Origin of the sequence: Nonomuraea sp. NPDC049709 (assembly GCF_040674815.1) — a bacterium.
GTDB lineage: Bacteria > Actinomycetota > Actinomycetes > Streptosporangiales > Streptosporangiaceae > Nonomuraea.
This window is the reverse complement of the sequence record NZ_JBFANM010000001.1, coordinates 310,779-325,336: the sequence shown is the minus strand read 5'-3', so window position 1 is coordinate 325,336 and position 14,558 is coordinate 310,779. Positions and strand designations below refer to the sequence as shown.

The 14,558-nt window shown below is 69.1% G+C and carries 20 protein-coding genes and 1 tRNA gene; 12 read left to right on the top strand and 9 right to left on the bottom strand.

Annotated features, from left to right (window positions below; all coding sequences use genetic code 11):
• Positions 1-40: 40 nt before the first annotated feature.
• Positions 41-877, top strand: coding sequence for a neutral zinc metallopeptidase (locus tag AB0J69_RS01700; RefSeq protein WP_364111694.1), 837 nt, complete (start codon positions 41-43; stop codon positions 875-877).
• Positions 878-926: 49 nt separating this feature from the next.
• Positions 927-1,223: a type II toxin-antitoxin system VapB family antitoxin gene (locus tag AB0J69_RS01695; RefSeq protein WP_195897211.1), complete on the top strand. Its 297-nt coding sequence runs from the start codon at positions 927-929 to the stop codon at positions 1,221-1,223.
• 167 nt (positions 1,224-1,390) lie between these two features.
• On the opposite strand, the gene AB0J69_RS01690 is transcribed toward AB0J69_RS01695, so the two are convergent.
• The 4 genes from AB0J69_RS01690 to AB0J69_RS01675 form a co-directional block, all read right to left on the bottom strand.
• A tRNA-Ser gene (locus AB0J69_RS01690) sits at positions 1,391-1,480 on the bottom strand.
• A 10-nt stretch (positions 1,481-1,490) separates the two neighbouring features.
• Positions 1,491-1,928, bottom strand: a complete 438-nt coding sequence (locus AB0J69_RS01685) for a nucleoside deaminase (protein WP_364111880.1) — start codon at positions 1,926-1,928, stop codon at positions 1,491-1,493.
• Positions 1,929-1,971: 43 nt separating this feature from the next.
• Positions 1,972-2,445, bottom strand: coding sequence for a tRNA adenosine deaminase-associated protein (locus AB0J69_RS01680; protein WP_364111692.1), 474 nt, complete (start codon positions 2,443-2,445; stop codon positions 1,972-1,974).
• An 18-nt stretch (positions 2,446-2,463) separates the two neighbouring features.
• On the bottom strand, positions 2,464-2,973 hold the full coding sequence (locus AB0J69_RS01675; protein ID WP_364111690.1) for a tRNA adenosine deaminase-associated protein: 510 nt from the start codon (positions 2,971-2,973) through the stop codon (positions 2,464-2,466).
• A gap of 234 nt (positions 2,974-3,207) precedes the next feature.
• Between AB0J69_RS01675 and upp the strand changes: the two genes are divergently transcribed.
• The 6 genes from upp to AB0J69_RS01645 all read left to right on the top strand — a co-directional run bounded on the left by upp (position 3,208) and on the right by AB0J69_RS01645 (position 7,176).
• The gene (upp, locus tag AB0J69_RS01670; protein ID WP_364111688.1) at positions 3,208-3,846 is read left to right on the top strand and encodes a uracil phosphoribosyltransferase; all 639 of its coding nucleotides are present in this window, start codon (positions 3,208-3,210) and stop codon (positions 3,844-3,846) included.
• A gap of 104 nt (positions 3,847-3,950) precedes the next feature.
• Positions 3,951-4,175: a hypothetical protein gene (locus AB0J69_RS01665; RefSeq protein ID WP_043615032.1), complete on the top strand. Its 225-nt coding sequence runs from the start codon at positions 3,951-3,953 to the stop codon at positions 4,173-4,175.
• A 97-nt stretch (positions 4,176-4,272) separates the two neighbouring features.
• Positions 4,273-4,431, top strand: coding sequence for a hypothetical protein (locus tag AB0J69_RS01660; protein ID WP_364111685.1), 159 nt, complete (start codon positions 4,273-4,275; stop codon positions 4,429-4,431).
• Positions 4,428-4,961, top strand: coding sequence for a PH domain-containing protein (locus tag AB0J69_RS01655; protein WP_360652319.1), 534 nt, complete (start codon positions 4,428-4,430; stop codon positions 4,959-4,961). The genes AB0J69_RS01660 and AB0J69_RS01655 overlap by 4 nt, the downstream gene beginning before the upstream one ends.
• A gap of 96 nt (positions 4,962-5,057) precedes the next feature.
• Positions 5,058-6,401, top strand: coding sequence for a helix-turn-helix transcriptional regulator (locus AB0J69_RS01650; RefSeq protein ID WP_364111683.1), 1,344 nt, complete (start codon positions 5,058-5,060; stop codon positions 6,399-6,401).
• A 100-nt stretch (positions 6,402-6,501) separates the two neighbouring features.
• Positions 6,502-7,176: a FadR/GntR family transcriptional regulator gene (locus tag AB0J69_RS01645; RefSeq protein WP_364111681.1), complete on the top strand. Its 675-nt coding sequence runs from the start codon at positions 6,502-6,504 to the stop codon at positions 7,174-7,176.
• 121 nt (positions 7,177-7,297) lie between these two features.
• Here AB0J69_RS01645 and AB0J69_RS01640 read toward each other — a convergent pair whose 3' ends face one another.
• Positions 7,298-7,585 carry an antibiotic biosynthesis monooxygenase gene (locus tag AB0J69_RS01640; protein ID WP_364111679.1) on the bottom strand — a complete coding sequence of 96 codons (288 nt, stop codon included), beginning with the start codon at positions 7,583-7,585 and terminating at the stop codon, positions 7,298-7,300.
• Between the two features lie 60 nt (positions 7,586-7,645).
• On the opposite strand from AB0J69_RS01640, the gene AB0J69_RS01635 reads away from it, so the two are divergent.
• The gene (locus tag AB0J69_RS01635; RefSeq protein WP_364111677.1) at positions 7,646-8,104 is read left to right on the top strand and encodes a MarR family winged helix-turn-helix transcriptional regulator; all 459 of its coding nucleotides are present in this window, start codon (positions 7,646-7,648) and stop codon (positions 8,102-8,104) included.
• A 3-nt stretch (positions 8,105-8,107) separates the two neighbouring features.
• On the opposite strand, the gene dnaN is transcribed toward AB0J69_RS01635, so the two are convergent.
• From dnaN to AB0J69_RS01620, 3 genes are all read right to left on the bottom strand, one after another.
• Positions 8,108-9,205, bottom strand: a complete 1,098-nt coding sequence (gene dnaN, locus AB0J69_RS01630) for a DNA polymerase III subunit beta (RefSeq protein ID WP_364111675.1) — start codon at positions 9,203-9,205, stop codon at positions 8,108-8,110.
• 79 nt (positions 9,206-9,284) lie between these two features.
• Complete coding sequence (locus AB0J69_RS01625) at positions 9,285-9,935, bottom strand: response regulator transcription factor (protein ID WP_364111673.1); 651 nt, start codon at positions 9,933-9,935, stop codon at positions 9,285-9,287.
• Positions 9,932-11,362, bottom strand: coding sequence for a histidine kinase (locus AB0J69_RS01620; protein WP_364111671.1), 1,431 nt, complete (start codon positions 11,360-11,362; stop codon positions 9,932-9,934). The genes AB0J69_RS01625 and AB0J69_RS01620 overlap by 4 nt, the downstream gene beginning before the upstream one ends.
• A 109-nt stretch (positions 11,363-11,471) precedes the next feature.
• Here AB0J69_RS01620 and AB0J69_RS01615 point away from each other — a divergent pair, with 109 nt between their 5' ends.
• Together AB0J69_RS01615 and AB0J69_RS01610 are read left to right on the top strand one after the other, a co-directional pair.
• Positions 11,472-12,377: an ABC transporter ATP-binding protein gene (locus AB0J69_RS01615; protein WP_364111669.1), complete on the top strand. Its 906-nt coding sequence runs from the start codon at positions 11,472-11,474 to the stop codon at positions 12,375-12,377.
• Positions 12,374-13,102, top strand: coding sequence for an ABC transporter permease (locus AB0J69_RS01610; protein WP_364111667.1), 729 nt, complete (start codon positions 12,374-12,376; stop codon positions 13,100-13,102). The genes AB0J69_RS01615 and AB0J69_RS01610 overlap by 4 nt, the downstream gene beginning before the upstream one ends.
• 44 nt (positions 13,103-13,146) lie before the next feature.
• On the opposite strand, the gene AB0J69_RS01605 is transcribed toward AB0J69_RS01610, so the two are convergent.
• The gene (locus AB0J69_RS01605; RefSeq protein WP_364111665.1) at positions 13,147-14,061 is read right to left on the bottom strand and encodes an SMP-30/gluconolactonase/LRE family protein; all 915 of its coding nucleotides are present in this window, start codon (positions 14,059-14,061) and stop codon (positions 13,147-13,149) included.
• Between the two features lie 56 nt (positions 14,062-14,117).
• Here AB0J69_RS01605 and AB0J69_RS01600 point away from each other — a divergent pair, with 56 nt between their 5' ends.
• Positions 14,118-14,549 carry an Lrp/AsnC family transcriptional regulator gene (locus tag AB0J69_RS01600; RefSeq protein ID WP_364111663.1) on the top strand — a complete coding sequence of 144 codons (432 nt, stop codon included), beginning with the start codon at positions 14,118-14,120 and terminating at the stop codon, positions 14,547-14,549.
• Positions 14,550-14,558: the final 9 nt, after the last annotated feature.

Here is a 14,558-nt window from a genome sequence, read left to right as displayed (position 1 = left end):
GGAAGTTGTCCTGCGGGCAGCGCCCAGAAGGGACGTCAGCATGGACTTCAGGGACCAGGTCGATCTCGACCCCTCGCAGGTGGAGGACGCCGGAAGCAGCGGCGGCGGCGGTGGCTTCTCCGGCTTCCCCGGCGGGATGATCATCGGTGGCGGCGGGATCGTCAGCCTGATCGCGCTCGTGCTGGTGTTCGTCCTGAACAACGTGGGCGGCGGCGGCGAGCCCGCCCAGCGGCAGCCCCCGTCCAACCTCTCGGAGCAGTGCCAGACGGGCAAGGATGCCGACCAGTCCGAGAAGTGCCGGGTGGTGGGCGTGGTCAACAGCATCCAGGACTACTGGAAGCAGGAAATTTCCGAATATCGGGTGGCCAAGACCGTCCTGTACTCGGGCCGCTTACGTACCGGCTGCGGCTCCGCCAGCTCGGCCGCCGGCCCGTTCTACTGTCCCGGCGACCAGCGCGTGTACCTCGACCTGAGCTTCTTCGACCAGCTCCACACCGAGTTCGGCGCCAAGGGCGGCCCCTTCGCCCAGGCGTACGTGATCGCCCACGAGTACGGCCACCACGTCCAGAACCTGCTCGGCACCCTCGACCAGGGCAGCTCCGTCCCCATCGAGCTCCAGGCCGACTGCTACGCCGGGGTCTGGGCGCAGAACGCGACCAGGACCGGCTTCTACGACAAGCCCTTCACCCGGGCGGAAATCTCCGAGGCCCTGGACGCCGCGGCGGCGGTGGGCGACGACAGAATCCAGGAACGCACCACCGGCAGAATCGATCCTGAATCGTTCACCCACGGCAGCGCCGAGCAACGCGTCAACGCCTTCCAGCGCGGTTACGAAAAGGGTTCGCCCGCCGACTGCGATCTCGGTGAACTGCGCTGACCGGCGCCGGACAGCGCGAGGAATCGGATTCTCTCCTAAAATCAGGGGGGTGATCTTCAAGCTTGTCGGCGACGGACGCCCTTATCCCGAACACGGTCTGACGCACCGAGAGTGGGCGCAGATCCCTCCACGGCAGGTCCGGCTCGACTCGTTGATCACCACGAAGGCCATGCTGGACCTGCACTCGCTGCTCGCCGCCGACTCCACCTTCTACGGGGACCTTTTCCCGCACGTGGTGCAGTGGCAGGGCGAGCTCTATCTGGAGGACGGCCTGCACCGCGCGTTGCGGGCCGCACTGCACCAACGATCGATCCTGCACGCCAGGGTCCTGGAGCTGCCCAACTGAGAAAGGAAAAAGGGAGGAGCCGGCGCATCACGGCTCCCCCTTTTTCTTATGCCGGGGACGGTTTTCAACATCGTTCTGGAGAATGCCCGGCGAATACGGTTACGGTTGTCAGCCCGCGCCTCGGGCATGCGAAAGGGCCCCCGAGATCTCGGAGGCCCTTCGGCGGATGGCGGTGGTGGTGGGATTTGAACCCACGGATGAGTTGCCCCATCACACGCTTTCGAGGCGTGCGCCCTCGGCCACTAGGCGACACCACCGCGCACGAGCTTACCGGATCCTGCGAGTGGCGAAGAACCGCTTTAGTACGTCGCCGCACTCCCCGGCGAGCACACCCATGACGACCTCGGGCCGATGGTTGAGCCGGCGATCGCGTACGACGTCCCACAGCGACCCCACGGCCCCGCCCTTCTCGTCGGTGGCGCCGTACACGATCCGGTCCACCCTGGCCAGCACGGCGGCCCCGGCGCACATCGTGCAGGGCTCCAGCGTCACCACGAGCGTGCAGCCGCTCAGCCGCCACTGCCCGCGCAGCGCGGCGGCCCGCCGCAGGGCGAGCACCTCGGCGTGTGCGGTCGGGTCGGCCGCCGACTCGCGGTCGTTGCCCGCCGCGGACAGCACCTCGCCGAGCGGGTCGAGCACGACCGCGCCAACGGGGATCTCTCCCCTGGTGCCGGCCGTGACGGCCTCCGCCAGGGCCAGGCGCATGGCGTCCTCGGGAGTCACCGCGAGCCCCGGGAGGCGGGATGCGTCACCGCAGCCGGTCGAGCTCGTCGGCGAACGACAGCCGCTCGGCGATCACCGACAGGATGTCGGCGGGCAGGCCCTCTTCCATGCTGAGCTCCAGCAGCTCCTCGGAGCTCACGCCCAGGTCGCTGAGCAGCTCGAAGTCGCCTGCCGGGCGCACGCCGAGTCCGTTGCCCTCCTTGTCGGGGGCCACGCCGGCGAACTCGGCGAACAGCTCGCCGAGGCTGTCGGCCAGGACCGCGTGCACGTCGGAGAGGAACACCCTCGGCTCGTCCTCGCCCCGGTATCGGGCGATGGCGAACCATTCGTCCTCGACCTCGACGCACAACAGGGCCAGCTCGTCGCCGGTGAGCCCCAGCGCCTCCGTGACCGCGTCACCGAAGTCGTCGACGATCTCGGCGCCCCCGAGATCGACCTCGGCACCGCTCCAGCCGTCGGAGGTCCTGACAAAAGCCGCAGAGAAGGTGTTGGACGCCATGTCCGCGCTCCAGGGGGGTCAGCCGAAGACCGATTCGATGGCACGCTCGAACGGCTCGGAGAAGCCGAGCCGCGCGGCGATGCTGGACAACACATCTTCGGGCAGCAGATCAATGTCGCCGGAGAGGATGCCCAGCTCCATCTCGTCCAACCCGAGATCAGCGAAGATCGACAGATCGCCCGCCGGCAGCACGGTCTCCTCGTCCTGGAGGATCTCGTCGAGCTCCTCCTCGTCCGGCACGGGCACGTCGAGGTAGTGCAGGACCTGGCGCGCCAGCGGGAAGTCCCACGAGGCGGCGATGTCGGAAAGGAACACGTCCACCCGGTCGCCCAGCACCCGCAGCGCCACGAAGAACTCGTCGCCGACCGCGACCAGCCCGATCGTGCCGCTCTCGCTCGGCTGCTGTTTCAGGGCATGGATGAGCCCCTGCAGGTCTGATGTGAGCGTGACAGGCAGCAGCTCGGCCTGCCAGCATTCGTCCTCGCGATAAACCACGATGGCGAAGTCGAGAGCGTCTTCGTCTGTCATCGCCATCCCCACCCGACCTCTGACACGACAGATATCACCAGCACCCAATCGTTCCAGAACCGGCCACTGGGCGTGTGCCTCTCGGGCCAAATTGTGATCAAAACCAAAGATGTGAGATCACGGTGACCCTGTGTCACGTTCCACCGGCGCCCGCCGCGACCTACCCCGCCGCCTGCGTTCGCCGCAGGTGGCGGCGGCTGCGGCAGCGTACGCCAGGAGATAGCGTGGTGTCCCATGGAGACCCTCGTCGTCGATCATCCGCTCGTGGCCCACAAGCTCACCACGCTGCGCGATGTCCGCACCGACTCGCCGACCTTCCGCAGGCTCGCGGACGAGCTGGTGACGCTGCTCGCGTACGAGGCCACGCGCGACGTGCGGGTCACCGAGGTCACCGTCGAGACGCCGGTCTCACCGGCCCGCGGCATCCGCCTGGCCAAGCCCGTGCCGCTGGTCGTGCCGATCCTGCGGGCGGGGCTCGGCATGCTCGACGGCATGATGCGGCTGCTGCCGACGGCCGAGGTCGGGTTCCTCGGCATGATCCGCAACGAGTCCACGCTCCAGGCCGAGACGTACGCCACGCGGCTGCCCGACGACCTGTCGGGCCGGCAGTGCTACGTGGTGGACCCGATGCTGGCCACCGGCGGCACGCTGGCGGCGGCCGTGCAGTTCCTCTTCGAGAGGGGCGCCGTCGACGTCACGGCCCTGTGCCTGCTGGCCGCGCCCGAAGGGCTGGCCCACATGGACAAGGTGTTCGCCAACTCCGGCAAGCCGATCCGCGTGGTCACCGCGGCGCTCGACGAGCGGCTCAACGAGAGCGGCTACATCGTGCCGGGCCTCGGCGACGCGGGCGACCGGCTCTACGGCGTGGTCTGAAAAGTACCGTTCCCGTCACGCGTAGTCATCGCTTCGTTACATACTGTGGTTGGGTGGGTACGAAGAGATGGAAGGCAACTTCCGCATGCGCGTGGGGGAGCACGATGAGCGATCACACCGAGGCGGATCCGACTCCGTACGCGGACGTGGAGACGGTGCTGTGCGACGAATTCGCCGGCGTCCACTCCGCGACCACCGTAACGCGCTGCGTGGAGGCGGCGCACTACGGCGCGCTGGAGGTCACCGGTTACGCCCATCCGAGCCTTGTTGAGCGCATCGCGCGCAAGCACCTTCACGTGCTGGCTCTGGTGGCCAGCGAACGCGGCTAAGCAAGATCAGAACTAACCGGCCAAGTTACCTTTACCCCGGCATCGAGGTGGGTAATGTATACGGCGGGTGGAGTGGGTAAGTGGCACGGAGGCGACGGTGCAGGTCAAAAAGGTCCTCACATACGGTGGTATCGCATTTGTTGCGTACTACCTGTTCGCGCGACCAACTGATGCCGCGGACGCGGTGAGAGGAGCGTTCGACACGGTGTTCAACGCGGCCGACTCGCTGGCTCAATTTGTGAACAGCCTCTCATGAGACTTGTGACCCACGGGGACTCAGCTCCATCGTCGGTCAACCGCTACCTCCTCCCCCACGAGCAACAGGTCATCATGGTGCGGCGGCATCCCGCGATTCTGCTGCGCCCCGTCGCCGAGGTGCTCGGCGGACTGATCATCGCCGGACTGCTCAGCAGGTTCTTCGGCGGCGGCGAGGCCGGCGGCACGGCGCTCGTCGTCGTGTGGTGGCTGTGGCTCCTGCTTCTGATCCGTTTTGTATGGAAAGTCGCGGAGTGGTCGGTCGATTACTTTGTGGTGACTTCGAAGCGTATGTTGCTGACCACGGGGCTCATCACGCGCAAGGTCGCGATGATGCCCTTGGGCAAGGTCACCGACATGAGCTTCCAAAGATCGCTGCTCGGGCGCATGCTCGGTTACGGCGAGTTCATCCTCGAGTCGGCCGGTCAGGATCAGGCTCTGTCAACGGTCGAGTACATTCCGTATCCGGAGACCTTGTACCTCGAGGTCTGCCAGATGCTTTTCCCAGGCAAGGACGACAGCGACGATTAATCTCCGCGTGGCAAATTCTTCACGCGGGGATACCAGATTCGGCTACTTCATGCAATCATTGCGTGTTGTTGACCCTTCCCCGCCTTGAGAGATGAGATGCCGAGTCAGGGAACCATCGGTGACCGCGTCCGAGGACTGCGGCTGAACAGGCGGATGTCTCAGGCCCAGCTGGCCGGACCCGACCTGTCTGACAGTTATGTCTCGCTCATTGAGTCGGGTAAGCGCACGCCGACTCCTGTGGTGGCCCGGCTGCTGGCCGAGCGGCTGGGATGCACGACCGAGTTCCTCCTTCACGGGATCGAGCCTCGGCAGCGCATCGACACCGAGCTCGGGCTGCGGCATGCCGAGCTCGAGCTGCAACACGGCGACCCGGCCATCGCCGCCGACCGTTTCACGGAGATCGTGAAGGCGGCCGACGAGGAGAACGCCATGCTGACCGCGCAGGCGCGGTTCGGCCGGGCGCGCGCGCTGGAGGCTCAGGGCCGGTTGGGTCAGGCGGTGGAGGCGTTCGAGCGCCTGCGCCGCGAGGCGGCCGCCCACCCCGAGCGGCTGGCCGACCTGCCGCTCACCATCGCGCTGAGCCGCTGCTACCAGCGGGCCGGCGACCGCCTGCGGGCCCGCGACCTGGCCGCCGCCGCGCTGTCGCAGGCCGAGCGGCTGTCCATCACGCAGGGCGAGCTCGCCACCGACCTGGCCGCCGTGCTGGTCGAGGCGCGCAGCGAGCAGGAGACCGACTCCCCCGAGCTGACCTACGCCAAGCAGGTGCTGGACGCCACTGGCGTACCTGAAGTTGTGGACCGTTCCGGAGAGATCCGGGCGTTGTGGCACGCGAGCGCCGCGGCGGCGGCGGGCGAGGACTCGGCCCTGGCCGTGCGCCTGGCCGACGACGCGATCATGGCGGGCCGGGAGACCCGGCTGGCGCTGCAGCTGGCGCGCGCCGCCATGCACTGGTCCAGGTTGTCGACGGCGCCGATCGGCGAGGCCGAGGGGCTCATCTCGGCGGCCGTCAAGGCGTTCGCCGTGTTCCCCGCCACCACGCGCGAGCACGGCGAGAGCCTCATCGTCCACGCGCGGGTCAAGCTGCGCGCCGGTGACCTGGCGGGCGCGGGCGAGCTGGCCGTGGTGGCTCTGGGGCTCGCACACGACCGTTCTGGCACGACTCCCGCCGAGGCTCACCTCGTGCTGGCGACCGTCGCGCTCGACCAGGGCGGCGACGCCGCGACGCACCTGCGTGAGGCGCACGAGCTGCTCCAGACGCTCGACCGGCCGGTGTTCGGGTCCGACCGGCAGGCCGCCCGCTGCTGGCGTGAGCTGGGCGACCTCTACGGCAGGGGCGAGGCGAGAGCACCGCAGACAGCCGCATATCGTAAAGCCCTTGAAGCTGCCGGAGTCCGCTCCGCCATGGCAGGGGTGACGATTGACGCCACAGTGTCTCGCTGAACCTCCGGGAGCTCCAGATTTGGCTTTTTGAGTCTGGAATAATTAGGGTCGACCAGTCATTGACTCATAGGATGATTGGTTTTCCCGGAGGAGGCGGACTGTGAGTCTGCGTACGGCGCAGCGGGCTTCGCTCGTCGACCAGGTGATCGATCAGCTCAAGGAGCAGATCACCTCAGGGTCGTGGCAGATGAACGGCAAGATCCCCACCGAGACGGTGCTCGCCGAACAACTCGGGGTGGGTCGCAACACAGTTCGTGAGGCCGTACGCGCGCTCACGCACGCGGGGCTGCTCGAGTGCCGTCAGGGGGACGGCACTTACGTCCGGGCGACCAGCGAGCTGTCCGGCGCGATGCTCCGGCGGCTGCGCCAGGCGGAGCAGCTCGAGATCCTTGAGGTACGCCGTGCGCTGGAGGTCGAGGCCGCACGGCTGGCCGCCACCCGGCGTACCGACGAGGACATCCGGCGCATAGAGGCGGCGCTGGCCGAGCGCGACCGCGCCTGGGAGCTGGACGACCCCGACTTCTTCGTCGAGGCCGACCTGGCCTTCCACATGGCCGTCGCACACGCCACGCACAACCTGGTGCTGATCGACCTGTACGAGGACTTCTCGGCGGCGCTGCGGGCCAGCATCACGGCCGCCGGGACGTCGCTCAACAAGAGTTACATCCCGCACGACGCGATCGCGCGGGCCATCGCGGCCGGCGACGCGGCCGCGGCCGAGCGGGCGGGGCACGCCTGCATGGAGCACATCCTCATCGCGCTCACCGACGCCTGACCCTCCGGCCTCCCCGTGAGGTTCAAGCCGGGCTTGTGCGGGTGCAGGCCCTCCCCCGGCACGCCGTACAGGGCCGGGTCGCGCACCCGGTGACCTCAGCACAGCGCGGCAGCGACGTCGGTCATTGGCTGGTCCCCTCCTCGCTGGAGACGAGCTCGTCGATCAGGTCGAAGAAGGCCCGGATGCCGGGCAGGTTGCCGCCCTTCGCACGAGAGTCGGCGAAGTCGGCGCTCGATCGCCACTCCACGATGTCCAGCCACTCGTCATCGGACACGCGGACCAGCTTGGCCCCCAGGAATCCGGCCCTGTCGGCCTGGAAGTCAGCGATCATCCCGGCCCGCGCCGCGAGCAGCTCGCCGGCGCGGTCAGGGGCCACCCGGAATCTGGTGAGTTCCACTGTCGTCGTCATACCACGGACATTATAGTAAGCATTAGTGACAATCAAGATTAGTGACCATGTGGAGAGTGCGTGGTGCGCAGGAGCCAGCGCAAGCAGCAGGATCCCGACCTCGGCGTGCTGTCCGGCCGGACACTTTTCAGCCTGCAGCGGGAGTTGTTCGCCAAGCTGGCCGAGCAGGGGCATCCCCGGCTGCGGCCCCGGCACGGCGCGGTGCTGGCCTACCTGGACGAGGAGGGCAGCCGGGCCACGGACCTGGCCGCGCAGTCGGGCCAGCACAAGCAGGTGATCGGGACGCTGGTGGACGAGCTGGTCGAGCTCGGCTACGTGGAGCGGCAGCCCGATCCGGCCGACCGGCGCGCCAAGCTGATCGTGCCCACCGAGAAGGGGCTCGACCACATGGCCAAGTCGGACGTCATCCTCGCCGACATGGAGGCGGCCCACGCGCGGGCCGTGGGCGAGCAGGCGTACGCGGAGTTCAAGCGGGTGTTCCGGCTGGTCGCCGAGCGCCAGACGGGGACCGGCGCATAGGGCTCAGGTCTGGCGCAGCGACATGACCAGGTAGCGGAAGGCGGGCTGGGCGTCGCCTGGGACGTCCTGGATGAGGGCGGGCCTGGTGGGCGACTCCAGGTTGATCCGGGCCAGCTCGGTCTCGATGCCGGTCAGCCCGTCGAGCAGGAACTGCGACTGGAAGGCGATCTGGATGTCGTCACCGCGCAGCTCGCACTCCACCACCTCGGCTCCGCGCCCGACGTCGCTGCCGCCGGCCTGGATCAGCACCTGACCCTGGCTGAACGACAGCCGGATCGCGGTGTTGCGCTCGGCCACCAGGGCCACCCGCTTGATCGCGCCGACGAACGGCGCCACGGCCACGTCGGCCCTGATCGACCAGTCGGAGGTCAGCCTGGCGCGGTAGTCGATGAACTGCTCGTCGAGCAGCCGCACGGTGGTGCTGCGCCCGACGCTCTCGAACCCGGCCACCCCGTCGCCCATCGCGATCGAGACCTCGCCGCCGCGCAGCGACTTGGCCACCTCGACCAGGACCCGCGCCGGGACCATGGCGGAGACGGCGACGTCGGGGACGGCCGGGCGCCAGGTGAAGTCGCGGGCCGCGATGCGGTAGCGGTCGGTCGCCGCCATGGCCACCGACTCGCCCTCGATGTCGACCCTGATGCCGGTGAGCATCGGCAGCGTGTCGTCGCGGCTGGCCGCGGGCGCGACCTGGCCGACGGCCGAGGCGAACACGCCGCCGCCGATGGCGCCGATGCTCGGCGGCATCGTGGGCAGGGTCGGGAAGTCCTCGACCGGCATCGTGATCAGCCCGAACTCGGCGCTCCCGCAGGTCAGCACCGCCTCGGGGCCCTCGGTGACGATCTCCACGTCGTCGCCGGGCAGGCTCCGGCTGATCTCGGCCAGCAACCGGCCGGGGATCAGCACGCGCCCCTCCTCGGCCACGTCGGCGTCGATCGCGGCCCGCGCCGAGACGTCGTAGTCGAACGCGGACAGCGTCAGCTCTTCGCCCGCCTCGAGCAGCAGCCCGGCCAGGACGGGCACCACGGGACGGCTGGGCAGCATTCGGGCAGCCCATGCCACCGCATCTGCCAGAACATCGCGGTTAACCCGGATTTTCACCTGATACCACCTCTTCGTCGCGCCGTGCCTCTATGAAAATAGCCGGTGCCACCGACAAGTCAGGGCGCTTCGAAGCAGGCTAACGGCTGTTGAGGTAGGCGAGAACGGCCAGTACGCGGCGGTTGTCGTCGTCGGACGGGACGAGACCGAGCTTGGCGAAGATGGCGGCCGTGTGCTTGGCCACAGCGCTCTCGCTGAGGTAGAGGCGCTGCGAGATCGCCGCGTTGGAGCGGCCCTCCGCCATGGCCTCCAGCACCTCGCGCTCGCGCGGCGTGAGCTCGGCCAGCGGCTCGTGCCTGGCGTTGCTGGCCAGGAGTTTGGCGATGACCTCCGGGTCCATGGCCGTGCCGCCCTCGGCCACCCTGCGTACGGCGTCGATGAACTGCTCGGCGTTGAAGACGCGGTCCTTGAGCAGGTAGCCGATCGCGCCCGAGCCGTCGGCCAGCAGCTCGCGGGCGTACAGCTGCTCGACGTGCTGGGACAGCACGAGGACGGGCAGCCCCGGAAGCTGCTTCCTGGCCGCGAGCGCGGCCTGCAGGCCCTCGTCGGTGAACGTGGGCGGCAGCCGCACGTCCACGATCGAGACGTCCGGGCGCAGCTCCAGCAGCCCCTTCAGCAGCTCGGGCCCGCTCTCCACGGCCGCCACGACCGTGAACCCGTGGGCCTGGAGGAGGTGGACCAGGCCGTCCCTGAGCAGGTAGAGGTCCTCGGCGATCAGTACGCGGTTCATCGGCACCAGGGTTTCACGAGGGTTCCCTCCGCCATGAGGCTGTCGCGGCCGTGCATGGTGGGAATGCGGTGGGCCATCACGTACATGATGACGCCGAGCGAGATCATGCCAAGGATCACCGGCCACTGCCAGACCTCGGGGAGGTGCAGGGCCAGGAACCAGGACTTCTCCTCGAATCCGATGATCTTGAAAATGGCGGGCACGATTCCCTGCGGGAAAGTGGGGCACCAGGCCGTGGCCCAGAAGAGGACGACCGTGGCCGCCTTCCAGCGCGGCAGGTTCGGCAGCGTGCTCGTCCAGTGCACGGGAAGCACGCGCGGCAGCTGCATGGTCACGGTGGTAGGGCCGCCCGGCGGGCTGTTCAGGGCCATCAGGCCGTCGAAGGCGGCCAGCCGCCGTTCGATCCCGGCCAGGCCGCTGCCCCTGGTCGGGTCGGCGCCGCCGAGGCCGTCGTCGGAGACCGTGACGCGCAGGTCGGAGCCGTTGGAGCTGATGTCCACGACCGCCTTGGACGCCCCGCCGTGCCGGGCGGCGTTGGACAGCAGCTCGCTGACCGCGAAGTACACCGCCGCCTCCACGGGCGCCTCCGGCCGGTGCGGCAGGTCGACGTCCACGGTCACCTGCAGCGGGCTGTCCATGGCCAGCGCCCGGACGGCGTCGGCGAGGCCGCGCTCGGCCAGCACCGGCGGGTGGATGCCGCGGATGACCCGGCGCAGCTCCGTGAGCGTCTCCGAGGAGGCGTCCCTGGCCTTGGCGAGCAGGGCCTTGGCCGCCTCCGGGTTGGTGTCGACGAGCTGCTCGACCGCGCCGAGCGTCATGCCGATCGCCACGAGCCTGGCCTGCGTGCCGTCGTGCAGGTCGCGTTCGATCCTGCGCATCTCGGCCGCCTGGGAGTCGGTGGCCAGGCTGCGGGTGCGCCTGAGCTGGATCACCTGGCCGGCCAGGCGGCTGGCCGCGGTCGCGCCGAGCAGCAGGTCGCTCCAGAGGCCGTACACGCGCAGGCCGCGCTCGGGGATCGCCAGGAACAGCGGCACCAGCGCCACCTTCACCGCCGGGTCGAGCAGCAGCCAGGCCTCGTCCCGCCAGGTCGCCGGGTCGCTGATCAGCCACTTCCACCGGTTGTTCCAGGCCGGCATGCGGGGCGTCCTGTAGAGCGTGCGCTCCGAACGGTACATCCCGTCGGCCTGCGGGACCGGAGGCGGGGGCGGGGGCACGTAGGGGGGTTCGACCTGGATGCCGGTCCACCGCGACACCAGCCGCCGGTTGTGCTCCGCGAGCCGCCTGACCATCATCACCTGCGGCGGGAACAGGAAGACCATGCCCAGCGCGAAGGTCAGGAGCAGCATGACAGCCGTCAGGGCGATCAGGGGCACCTGGACGAGGGCGAGCGCGAGCAGCGTCGCGATCTGGCCGTACCTCCGAAGCATGTTCCCAGTCTGCGTTACCGGGGCGGCGGCGGTCACTGCACCTAAGTACACCCTTGCCGGGCAGCTAGCGAGATTCCCGGACAGGACGCGTGTTCCTAGCGTCTAAGACATGAAAATCATCGAGGTCAGGAACCTGCGCAAGCAGTACCCGAACCACCTCGCGGTCGACGACGTGTCGTTCGAGGTGGCGGAGGGCGAGATCTTCGGCATCCTCGGCCCGAACGGCGCCGGGAAGACCACCACCGTCGAGTGCGTGGCCGGCCTGCGGGCACGCGACGGCGGCACCGTACGGGTGGCCGGGCTGGACCCGCAGGCGGACCGGGACGGGCTGCGCCAGGTGCTGGGCATGCAGCTCCAGAGCGCGGCACTGCCGGACAAGATCAGGGTGTGGGAGGCGATGGACCTGTACGCCTCCTTCTACCCCGACCCCGCCGACTGGGGAGAGCTGCTGGACAGGGTGGGCCTGGCGGACAAGCGCCACACCTATTTCAGGGAGCTGTCCGGCGGCCAGCGGCAACGGCTGTCCGTGGCGCTGGCCTTGGTGGGCCGGCCCCGCGTGGCGGTGCTCGACGAGCTGACGACCGGGCTGGACCCGGCGGCCCGCAGGGACACGTGGGAGCTGATCGAGCAGGTACGCGACACAGGCGTGACCATCGTGCTGGTCACCCACTTCATGGAGGAGGCCGAGCGGCTCTGCGACCGGCTCGCCCTCATCGACGCCGGCAAGGTGGTCTCCACCGACACACCCGCCGGGTTGATCAGGCAGGTGGGCGAGGAGCAGCGGCTGCGGTTCCGGCCGTCCGCGCCCATCGACGACGCCGTGCTGCTGGCCCTGCCCGAGGTGCGGGACGTCACCAGGAGCGGCGACCAGATCGTGGTGAGCGGCTCGGACAACCTCGCGACCGCCGTCACCCTCACCCTGGCCAACCACCAGGTCGTACCCGCGAACCTGCGGATCGAGCAGGCCACCCTCGACGACGCGTTCCTCGCGCTCACCGGAAGGAAGCTGTCATGAAGTTGCTGCTCCTGGAGGCCAAGCTGCACCTGCGGGACTGGCCGTCCCTGCTGTTCACCATCGGGCTGCCGGTCGGGCTCCTGCTCGTGCTGGGGCTCAGCATCCCGACCATGACGCAGCAGCAGGAGTCCGGCCAGCGGGCCGTGGACACGCAGATGCCGAGCATGATGACGCTCCTCGCGCTGCTGACGCTGGCCTGCACCGTCCTGCCCGGGGTGCTGGCCTCGTACCGGGAGCAGGGGGTGTTGCGGCGGATGTCCACCACGCCCGTGCACCCGGGGCGGCTGCTGAGCGTGCAGCTGCTGATCAACCTGGCGGTCGGGGCCGTGTCCACGACCATCCTGATCGTGACGGCCGCAGCGGTGTTCGGCTCGTCGCCGCCCAAGCAGTGGGTGGGGTTCGTCCTGGTCTTCCTGCTCGGCACCGCCGCGCTGATGGCCATCGGGCTGGTGATCGCCGCTCTCGCGCCGAACGGCAAGGTCGCTCCCGGGATCGGCTCGGCCGTGATGTTCCCGCTGATGTTCCTCGGAGGGATGTGGCTGCCGCGCGACCTCATGCCGGACGCGCTGCGCGCGGTCAGCGACTATTCCGTGGCAGGGCCGTTCGCCCAGGCGCTCCAGGACACCTGGGCGGGCCACGCGCCGCAGCTCGGGCACCTGGCGGTGGTGGCCGTGGGGCTGGTGGTCTTCGGCGGGCTGGCGATCCGGTTCTTCCGGTGGGAGTGAGCCCCTGCGACGGCCCGCCGTCACAGGGGCACGGCGGGCCACCGTCAGCGCCTGGCCCAGACCGGGCGCGCTCCCGTGACGTTGGTCATCAGGGAGTAGAGCGAGGACGACGCCGTGATGAACACGCGGTTGCGCTTGGGCCCGCCGAACACCAGGTTGGCGGTGGACTCGGGCAGTCGCAGCCGGGCGATCAGGGTGCCGTCGGGGTCGTAGCAGAGCACCCCCTTGCCGGCCGCGGTCCAGACCCGGCCGGCATCGTCGAGCCGGAGGCCGTCGAAGTTGTCCTTCTCGGCCCCCTCGGCGAAGACCTTGCCGCCGCCCAGCGTGCCGTCGTCGCCCACCTCGAACACCCGCAGGTGCCTGGCCTTCGTGTCGGCGATGTAGAGCCGGCGCTCGTCCGGCGAGAAGGCCAGGCCGTTGGGCCGGACGAAGTCGTCGGCGACGATGCGCACCTCGCCCGTGACCGGGTCGGCCCGATAGACGTGGCAGCCGTCGATCTCCTGCTCGGCGGCCACGCCCTCGTAGTTGCTGAGGATCCCGTAGGGCGGGTCGGTGAACCAGACGGAGCCGTCGGAGTGGACGACCACGTCGTTGGGGCTGTTGAACCGCCTGCCCTGCCAGCGGTCGGCGATCACCGTGATCGAGCCGTCGTGCTCGGTGCGGGTCACGCGGCGGTTGCCCTGCTCGCAGGAGACCAGCCGGCCCTCGCGGTCGAGCGTGTTGCCGTTGGTGTAGCCGGAGGGCTGCCGGAACGGGCCCACCGCGCCGGTCATCTCGTCCCAGCGCAGCATGCGCTCGTTGGGGATGTCGCTCCAGACGAGGAAACGGCCGGCCGGGAAGTAGACAGGGCCTTCCGCCCAGCGGGTGCCGGTGTAGAGGATCTCGACCTTGTCGTCTCCGCCGAACCCGGAGGCCCGCTCGTCGAGTACCTCGAACTCTGTGGGGATCGTGTCCGTCATAGCGCTAACCATACGGGGTTTGGTTGGACTGGCACATCTCCAGATAGCATTTGGTCGTGGATGAAATCGACAGAATGCTGATCGGGTTGTTGCAGGAGGATGCGACGCAGTCCTACGCGGTGCTCGGCAAGGCGGTGGGGTTGTCCAGCGGGGCCGCGCACGAGCGGGTGCGCAAGCTGCGGGAGCGCGGTGTGATCAGGCGGACCACGATCGAGGTGGACCAGGCGGCGCTGGGGCGGCCCGTGACGGCGTACGTGCTGGTCGACGGGGGGTCGTGGATGGGCGGCAGCGCGGAGGGGCTGGCGGGGATCCCGGAGGTGGAGGAGGCGCACGTCATCGCGGGGCCCGCGTCGGTGTTGCTGAAGATCCGTACGGCCGGCACGCGGGAGCTCCAGGACGTGCTGCGCCGGGTCTTCGAGGTGGAAAGTGTGACCGGGACACAGACGATCGTCGTGCTGGAAACGTTCTTCGAGCGAACCCTCAAGTAATCTCCAGGT

What these genes read in the sequence shown, in the direction of transcription:
- AB0J69_RS01665 (WP_043615032.1), top strand. Translation starts at nt 3,951, where the DNA reads ATGAGCGATCACACCGAGGCGGATCCGACTCCGTACGCGGACGTGGAG.
- AB0J69_RS01675 (WP_364111690.1), bottom strand. Translation starts at nt 2,973, where the DNA reads ATGACAGACGAAGACGCTCTCGACTTCGCCATCGTGGTTTATCGCGAG.
- AB0J69_RS01650 (WP_364111683.1), top strand. Translation starts at nt 5,058, where the DNA reads ATGCCGAGTCAGGGAACCATCGGTGACCGCGTCCGAGGACTGCGGCTG.
- upp (WP_364111688.1), top strand. Translation starts at nt 3,208, where the DNA reads ATGGAGACCCTCGTCGTCGATCATCCGCTCGTGGCCCACAAGCTCACC.
- AB0J69_RS01625 (WP_364111673.1), bottom strand. Translation starts at nt 9,935, where the DNA reads ATGAACCGCGTACTGATCGCCGAGGACCTCTACCTGCTCAGGGACGGC.
- AB0J69_RS01655 (WP_360652319.1), top strand. Translation starts at nt 4,428, where the DNA reads ATGAGACTTGTGACCCACGGGGACTCAGCTCCATCGTCGGTCAACCGC.
- AB0J69_RS01610 (WP_364111667.1), top strand. Translation starts at nt 12,374, where the DNA reads ATGAAGTTGCTGCTCCTGGAGGCCAAGCTGCACCTGCGGGACTGGCCG.
- AB0J69_RS01605 (WP_364111665.1), bottom strand. Translation starts at nt 14,061, where the DNA reads ATGACGGACACGATCCCCACAGAGTTCGAGGTACTCGACGAGCGGGCC.
- AB0J69_RS01615 (WP_364111669.1), top strand. Translation starts at nt 11,472, where the DNA reads ATGAAAATCATCGAGGTCAGGAACCTGCGCAAGCAGTACCCGAACCAC.
- AB0J69_RS01700 (WP_364111694.1), top strand. Translation starts at nt 41, where the DNA reads ATGGACTTCAGGGACCAGGTCGATCTCGACCCCTCGCAGGTGGAGGAC.
- AB0J69_RS01640 (WP_364111679.1), bottom strand. Translation starts at nt 7,585, where the DNA reads ATGACGACGACAGTGGAACTCACCAGATTCCGGGTGGCCCCTGACCGC.
- AB0J69_RS01680 (WP_364111692.1), bottom strand. Translation starts at nt 2,445, where the DNA reads ATGGCGTCCAACACCTTCTCTGCGGCTTTTGTCAGGACCTCCGACGGC.
- AB0J69_RS01685 (WP_364111880.1), bottom strand. Translation starts at nt 1,928, where the DNA reads ATGCGCCTGGCCCTGGCGGAGGCCGTCACGGCCGGCACCAGGGGAGAG.
- AB0J69_RS01620 (WP_364111671.1), bottom strand. Translation starts at nt 11,362, where the DNA reads ATGCTTCGGAGGTACGGCCAGATCGCGACGCTGCTCGCGCTCGCCCTC.